This is a genomic window from Aidingimonas lacisalsi (assembly GCF_008079445.1).
Lineage (GTDB): Bacteria > Pseudomonadota > Gammaproteobacteria > Pseudomonadales > Halomonadaceae > Aidingimonas > Aidingimonas lacisalsi.
Genome location: NZ_VRYH01000003.1, coordinates 355,782 through 363,647 on the forward strand (window position 1 = coordinate 355,782; position 7,866 = coordinate 363,647).

At 58.4% G+C, this 7,866-nt stretch carries 6 protein-coding genes; 4 read left to right on the forward strand and 2 right to left on the reverse strand.

The features are described 5' to 3' along the window. Positions 1-34: 34 nt before the first annotated feature. On the reverse strand, positions 35-2,176 hold the full coding sequence (gene plsB, locus FVV99_RS07870) for a glycerol-3-phosphate 1-O-acyltransferase PlsB (RefSeq protein WP_148253494.1): 2,142 nt from the start codon (positions 2,174-2,176) through the stop codon (positions 35-37). 150 nt (positions 2,177-2,326) lie between these two features. Here plsB and FVV99_RS07875 point away from each other — a divergent pair, with 150 nt between their 5' ends. Continuing rightward, the gene (locus FVV99_RS07875; RefSeq protein WP_148253741.1) at positions 2,327-3,451 is read left to right on the forward strand and encodes a phospholipase D-like domain-containing protein; all 1,125 of its coding nucleotides are present in this window, start codon (positions 2,327-2,329) and stop codon (positions 3,449-3,451) included. 15 nt (positions 3,452-3,466) lie between these two features. Here FVV99_RS07875 and FVV99_RS07880 read toward each other — a convergent pair whose 3' ends face one another. Further along, on the reverse strand, positions 3,467-4,108 hold the full coding sequence (locus tag FVV99_RS07880) for a YecA/YgfB family protein (protein WP_148253495.1): 642 nt from the start codon (positions 4,106-4,108) through the stop codon (positions 3,467-3,469). A gap of 93 nt (positions 4,109-4,201) precedes the next feature. Here FVV99_RS07880 and FVV99_RS07885 point away from each other — a divergent pair, with 93 nt between their 5' ends. The 3 genes from FVV99_RS07885 (at position 4,202) to FVV99_RS07895 (ending at position 7,793) form a co-directional block, all read left to right on the forward strand. Further along, positions 4,202-4,762 (forward strand): SprT family zinc-dependent metalloprotease, encoded by a 561-nt coding sequence (locus FVV99_RS07885; protein WP_148253496.1) that lies wholly within the window; start codon positions 4,202-4,204, stop codon positions 4,760-4,762. A gap of 149 nt (positions 4,763-4,911) precedes the next feature. After that, positions 4,912-6,864, forward strand: coding sequence for an acetate--CoA ligase (gene acs / locus FVV99_RS07890; protein WP_148253497.1), 1,953 nt, complete (start codon positions 4,912-4,914; stop codon positions 6,862-6,864). 263 nt (positions 6,865-7,127) lie between these two features. Then, complete coding sequence (locus FVV99_RS07895; protein WP_148253498.1) at positions 7,128-7,793, forward strand: LuxR C-terminal-related transcriptional regulator; 666 nt, start codon at positions 7,128-7,130, stop codon at positions 7,791-7,793. Positions 7,794-7,866 lie beyond the last annotated feature (73 nt).

Below are 7,866 nucleotides of genomic sequence, written 5' to 3' on the forward strand. Positions count from 1 at the left end.
AGTCCGGCCGGGGCTTATCCACCCGTGGACGGTGTCACGTCAGGTCCATGGTATCATCGGGCGGTATTATCCGGCTCAGCAAGCGGATGGCATACCGGCTGTCTGGACACCCTTCAAGCGTCCAGCCATCGTCGGAGGAGACGATCACCCCCTGGTCGTCGAGGACGCTCAGCGTCTCCTGCCATGCGCTGTCGAGCGAGGTAGGGAGGTCGATGTAGTATGCCTGGCAGTATGCGTTCCAGGACCGCGCCTGTCGTTCTGTCGGCTTCTTGCCTATCCATCCTTGCCGGTGTAGCTCGAACGCAATGAGAGAGGCAAGGATGAATCGGTGAAGGACGTTGTGGCGATACCAATCGAGCAGTACGGCTTGCCGGGAATCGGCACCTATTCGCGCTTCATCTGCCGCATCGGTCGACTGGGGCAGTCGTATGAAACCAAGCTCGGCAACCTGCTCGAGCCATTCTGCCGGTGTGCCAGACGGTAGTGTGGCCAGGGTACCTGCCGATGCTTGACGTTGCAGGTCGATCAGCAAGTGCAGTTGCTTGAGGAGCGACCGCCGTTCGATCGCACAATGATCCGTTGCCAGCAACACCAGGGCAACCATGTTGACGGGATTGAGAGCGGCAGCCGCATTGATGCGTCGCGCCAGCTCGTCACCGAGCCGTGGGACGGCTTCACGCGTCCAGTCCGGGCGATACAGGGAGGCCGGTTGCCGCCATCTTGGCACGTGGTTGTCCAGAAACGTGTCCAGTTCAAGGGGGGCGCCGACGTTGACGGCCACGTTGCCGAACGGTTGGCGTAGGCGACGCAGTACGCGTAGCAACGCGATGGGCGATTCGCGTCGTTTCTTGCCACCCTGTAGCTCCTGCAGGTAGCTGTTGTTTTCCAATATCCGCTCGTAGCCGATATAGACGGGAACAAAGGCGAGTCGGCGCCCACTACCCGCCGAACGGGCGTGCGAGCGAAGCGTCATGGCCAGCATGCCCGGGCGAGGAGGCAGCATGTGTCCACCGCGCGATCGTCCTCCTTCGATAAAGTACTCCAAGGGATGACCACGCAGCAGCAGTCGATGCAGATACTCGTTGAAGACGGCGCTGTAAAGGCGGTTGTTCTTGAAGCTTCGGCGCATGAAAAAGGCACCCCCACGGCGTAACAGCGGACCGACGATGGGCATGTCGAGGTTGCGCCCGGCGGCAATGTGTGGCGGCATCAACCCTTCCTGAAACAGCACATAAGAGAGCAGCAGATAATCGATATGGCTACGGTGGCAAGGGACATAGACCAGTGTATGGTCACCGGCCAACGCCTTGACTCTATCCAGCCCCTGAACGTTGACTCCATCATAGAGTCGGGTCCATAGCCGCCGCAGCAACTGGTCCAGGAAGCGCAGCACCGGGTACGACATATGAGAGGCGATCTCGCGACCATACCGCATCGCTCGCCGTGAGATACGGGTACGGGAATGCCCTTGAGCGACAGCGACTTCCTCGATCGCCTGACTGACGGCCGGGCTGTTGATGACACCCTCGATGAGGGTACGCCGGTGGGACAGGTCGGGACCGAGCAAGCGAATTCGGGTACGCCGGAAATGGACACGCAATAATCGAGCAGCACGTCGGGCGATGATGTCCGCGGGGCGTTCATCGATCAACTCGCGCAATATGAGCGGGTTGCCGAAATGAATTTCGACGCGCTGACGGTTCACGAGAATCGATAGGCTGCGACGTAACCGACCTGCCAGTTGCCAGCTATCTGCCGCCAGAGTGTGCCAGAGCCCGAACCGCTTGCCTGGTGCCCGGCCCCAGAAGATACTCACGGGAACGAGTTGGATACGCGACTGTGGATGGACGGAGAGATGATGGATCATGTCATCCAGTACAGGGGCATGCGATGGCTGTCGACGGCTGCGATGCGTGAGTGCGAAACAGGTGTCGGCCCGGCGAGTGTTCAAGTCATGCACATGCCGGGCCGGAGGCAGACCATGGCGTCGACACAGGCTGTCCAGCAATAGCGCGTCGGAAAGTGCAGGGGATGGCAGAACATAGAATGTCATCGCATGTGGGTCGAGTGACAGCTTATGAGTAGCGGGTTCGATCCGACGCGGTTTGACCCACGCAGCGAGCAAGCGGCGTAGCAGAGTGCGCCCTCCGCGTGATAACCGGGATAACCTGTCCATGGTGGTATCCGTCATTGAATGATGTCGGTCAGTATAACGAGCGTATCGGACGCATCGTAGCCGTGATGGTGTCGGATCGGATGGTTGACTCACGAACTCATAGGTGGATGCGGGGAAACAGGGAGGTGGCCCATGCGTGACAGTCGGGCGATGCGTAGCGTTTGGCGGCAGGGGAATCGGTTCGAACTGTTACCCGAGAGTAAACGTTTCTTGCCGGAGATGTTCCGGGCCGTCGAAGCGGCGCAGCGCTGGATACTCGTCGAACTCTACCTGATGGAATCGGGACGTCTGGCGAGTGATGTCATAGCGGCGTTGATTCGCGCCACTGCGCGTGGTGTGCGGGTGATGCTGTTGCTGGATGGGTATGGTGCCCTTGGGTTGAGCAACAGTGACCGTGAACGACTGGTGGCCAATGGTGTGGCATTACGGTTCTTCAATCCTCTGGCTGTCAGGTCACTGGCCAGGAATCTCAGTCGTGATCATCGCAAACTGGTGGTCATCGATGGTGATGTCGCATTCACGGGCGGATTCGGTGCCATCGACGAATTCCTCGATGCCTGGTACGAGGTCGCCATTCGTATCGAAGGGCCAGTGATCGCTGATTGGGTCGCGTTGTTCGCTCGGCTGTGGGATTCGCCCCTGACGAGAGGCAGGGGGGATCCGGCCATGGTCAGGCAGCTTGCCGGCGACGTGGCAACCGCTGGTACCTCGAAAGGGGACATGCCCGGTCGTGTCGTATGGGGACAAGGCTATCGTTACCAGGCGATCCGCTACTCCCTGCATCGACATGTGACGGCCGCTCAGCGACGCATCTGGATTTGCACGCCTTATTTCGCCCCCACCTTGAGATTGCGTCTTCGCCTGGTGCGAGCGGCGCGACGCGGCGTCGATGTGCGTCTGTTGTTACCTGGCGACCACCATGACCATCCTGGTATCCGCTATGCCGGTCAGCGCTTCTATGGGCGTCTGCTACGCGCTGGTGTCAGGATCTTCGAGTTTCAGCCGACCTTCATCCATGCCAAGTTTTCATTGGCCGATGATTGGAGCAGCATTGGATCGTGCAACTTCGATCACTGGAGCCTTCATTGGAACCTGGAAGCCAACCAGGAGGCGTTTGATGCCGGTTTTGCCGATGACGTGGCTGCACTCTTCGAGCGCAACTTCGCCATCAGCCGGGAGATCGATCCGACCGACTGGGCTTCACGGTCTCGGTGGAAACGATTGCGTGAGTGGCTTTTTGGCATCCTCGACGACATGCTGGCTCGAGTACGTTAGTCAATGTCGATGGCGTCACGAGCGACCCTTGCGCCCGGCTGGCTTTTTCTTGCGCGGTGACGGCTTCGGTTTTTCCGGAGGGACACGGTAGTGGAGATAGAGGTCGAGTGTGAGTTCGGGAAGCTGGCTGACCAGTCTCTCCTGGCGTTGCGTATCGCTGCTGAAATCCGCCATATCGGGTTCGTCATCGAAGAGACCGGACAGGGCCATGAAAGGCAGGAGAAGGGTCGCGGCATTCTCTTCATTACCTTCGAACCAAGCGGGCTCATCAAGAAAAACGCCTTCCATGAAGCCAGCACACCAATCGCCGACTGGCGTCTCTTCCGGCGGAATTCCTCCGAGTTCGAGGTCAAAGGGGAGTTCCGGTAATTGCCCTTGTTCCAGCGCACTGATGGCATTGGCTTTCAATGCCTCCAGCAGGCCGAGGATATCGTGACGTTCGTCATCATTGGTAAACGTCGGTTCACCATGAAATAGCTCCCCGATCCAGACGGCCGGCTCGATCTCTCGGGGCGCGATTGCCAATGCCACCAGGAAACCATGCGTGCCTATCAGGTCCAGGGCTTCGGCGTTGACACGATCCGACTCGAGAAAGTCATCGAGCCGATCCAGGGCGTCATCATCGAGCAGGGGAGTGGCGGAAGGCGTTTCTGGCATGTCGGGTCTCGTCACGGTTCGGGCATTCAGGCAGAGAACTATCAGCGTAATGACGCTGGACGTCATCGTTTCAAGACGTCATTCTACCATCTCATGAAGATATCGGCGCTTTCCACTCCCTCTCGCGACTCCCTGGCCGCGCTTGACGATACGGCATTGCAAGCCTGTTTGCGTGCTCAAGTCGATGCTGCCATGCGGGTTTGCCGGGACGTCTATCCTGAGTTGCCCGAGCCACGGGTGTGGTTCGACTTGCGCGGCAAGAGTGCTGGCCAGGCTCATTTCGGACGGGGTGGTTTGCGTTTCAACCTGACGCTCTATCGTGATAACCGCTATACGTTCCTGGCGGAAATCGTACCGCATGAAGTGGCCCACTGGCTGGTGCATCATCTGGATGAGGGGCCTTACGTAAGGCCGCATGGCCACGAGTGGCAAACTGTGATGCGTGACCTGTTCGGTCTGCAACCACGTACCACACACAATTTCGACGTCTCTGCCGCGAGTCCCGCTCCCTATCGTTACCGCTGCGGCTGTCGCGATCATTTTTTTACAGCGCGTCGTCATGCACTGGCACGGCGCGGAAATCGCTACTACTGTCGACAATGTTCCCAAGAGTTGACCCATGAGGCATCTCGGGGTGTCCAAACTGGTGCATAAGCACCTGAAAAATAAAAATAATTTGTTAATACCAATGTCTAAAGGGCGACAGGCGTCCGTGCGGTATATGCTGGTCTTGCTTCAGGGTACGGTGAGCAGTGCATCGATTGCCGCCGGTGACATTCATTTCCTGGCACAGAGGTACATCCATGACCGAACAGCATCAGAATGTCTATCCAGTGCGCGATGATTTCGCTGCCAATGCCTGGATCGACAACGAGAAGTACCTGGCCATGTATCAGCAATCGGTGGATGATCCACAGACGTTCTGGGCCGAACAGGCCAAGCGTCTGGAGTGGATCAAGTCGCCGAGCCGTATCAAGAACGTATCTTTCGCTTCCAGCAATGTTGATATTCGCTGGTTCGAGGACGGCGAGCTCAACGCCAGCGCCAATTGCCTTGACCGGCACCTGGAAACACGCGGCGATCAGCCGGCGATTATCTGGGAAGGGGATGATCCCAGTGAATCCAAGACATTGACCTATCGTGAGTTGTACGAACGTACCTGCCAACTGGCCAATGCCTTCAAATCACTGGGTGTTCAGCGGGGCGACACCGTGACCCTGTACATGCCGATGATCCCCGAAGCGGCCATGGCCATGCTGGCGTGTGCCCGTATCGGTGCTATCCATTCGGTCGTGTTCGGTGGTTTTTCACCGGATGCTCTGGCACAGCGGGTTGTCGATGCACAGTCGAAGCTCGTCATCACGGCCGACGAGTCGGTGCGTGGTGGGAAGCAGATTCCCCTGAAAGACAATGTCGACGCAGCGTTGACGCGCGATGGGACCGAGGTGGTCGACAATGTTCTGGTCGTCAAACGCACTGGTGGGGATATCGCGTGGCATGATGGACGTGATGTCTGGTACCACGATGTGGTGAACAAGCAGTCCAATGAGTGTCCAGCCGAGTCCATGAATGCCGAGGACCCTTTGTTCGTGCTGTACACGTCCGGATCCACCGGCAAGCCGAAAGGACTCAAGCACACGACGGGCGGTTATCTACTGCAATCGGCCATGACACACCAGTATGTCTTCGACTATAAAGATGGCGAAGTCTACTGGTGCAGTGCCGACGTAGGCTGGGTGACCGGGCATAGCTACATTGTCTATGGGCCCTTGGCCAATGGTGCCACGACCCTGATGTTCGAAGGGGTTCCCAGCTATCCGACGCATGGTCGCCTGGGGGAAGTCATCGACAAGCATCAGGTGTCGATTCTCTATACGTCCCCCACGGCGGTGCGGGCGCTGATGGCCCATGGCGATCATGTCATGGATTCCAGCTCGCGCCAGAGCCTGCGTCTGCTCGGTTCGGTCGGTGAGCCCATCAACCCCGAGGCATGGGAGTGGTTCTATCGCGTGATCGGCAACGAGCAGTGCCCGATCGTCGATACCTGGTGGCAGACCGAAACCGGCGGCATCATGATTTCGCCGCTACCGGGGGCCATTGACCTCAAGCCGGGGTCGGCCACGCGTCCTTTCTTCGGTGTGCGACCGGCACTGGTCGACAACGAAGGACATATCCTCGATGGCGCGACGGATGGCAATCTGGTCATTCTCGATTCCTGGCCGGGGCAGGCGCGCTCGATCTGGAATAACCACGAGCGCTTCGTACAAACCTACTTCTCCACATACGAAGGCATGTATTTTACCGGCGATGGATGCCGTCGTGACGAGGATGGCTACTACTGGATCACCGGTCGCGTCGATGATGTGCTCAATGTTTCCGGCCACCGGATGGGGACTGCCGAGATCGAGTCGTCACTGGTGGCCCATGATGCAGTGGCAGAGGCGGCGGTTGTCGGGTATCCCCACGATATCAAGGGGCAGGGCATTTACATCTATGTAACCTTGACTGATGATGTCGAACCCAGCGATGCACTGAAGAAAGAGCTGACGCAATGGGTGCGCAAGGATATCGGACCGATCGCTTCGCCGGATGTGATTCAGTGGGCGGACGGGTTACCCAAGACCCGTTCGGGCAAGATCATGCGTCGGATCCTGCGCAAGATCGCTGCCAACGAGGTCGATGGTCTGGGAGATACCAGCACCCTGGCAGATCCTAGCGTCGTGGAGGATCTCATCGAGAACCGCGTCAATCGATAAATCGGTTAACGGCCGGGAAGCTCAATGCCTGAGCATGGCAGGTAGTGGGTGGAGACATGCCAACCCATGAGTTTCCCGGAATGATAGCCGGCCTGAGGGGTCGGCTTTTTCTTGCCTCGTGGTGGCGGTGTCGACAATGATGATGCTGAACTTGGGAAACCTTCACACCATGGGGTAACATGCGGTACAAGGAAGGCGAACTGACACTGTGACGCATCTAGCCCACAACTTCGTTCGTCGCATGAGGACTCGGAGGAGATGCAATGGCCTTTGCCCAGAAGTTCATCGTGGCCGATGACCACCCGCTGTTCCGCGCGGCCCTGACTCAGGCGCTTCGTCAGGTGGCGCCCCAGGCCGAAATCGTCGAATCCGACACCATGGATGCCACGATTGATGTCGTATTGCGCCACCCCGATGCCGATCTGATCTTGCTCGATCTCCATATGCCGGGCGCCCATGGGTTTTCCGGCCTGATTCAGTTACGTGGACAATCGCCCGATATTCCGGTGGCCGTCATATCCGGTAGTGATGAGCCCCATGTCGTGCGCCGTGCTATCGACTACGGCTCTTCGGGTTTCATTCCCAAGTCGTCATCGTTGACGCTGATTGCCGAGGCCGTCGGCGAAATCCTGGATGGCGAAGTCTGGCTTCCCCCCGAACTCGCTGAAACCTTGGGGGATGTCGATGAGGAGGAAGCTCGCTTTGCCGAAGCGATCGCGGCGCTGACGCCGCAGCAGTTTCGTGTGCTCAATATGCTCACGGATGGATTGCTCAATAAGCAGATCGCCTACGAACTCAATGTGTCGGAAGCCACGATCAAGGCCCACGTCACGGCGATTCTACGCAAGCTTGGCGTTCATTCCCGTACTCAGGCGGTGATTGCCGCTCAGAAACTCGAAGTCGAACCACCGAAGGTGGAAGAGTCCTAGCTACGAGTAGCAGCACACGAGCAAGGGACGGGGGCTGCGACTCCGGCCTGCCGGGGAAGTGGCGCAACGCTTT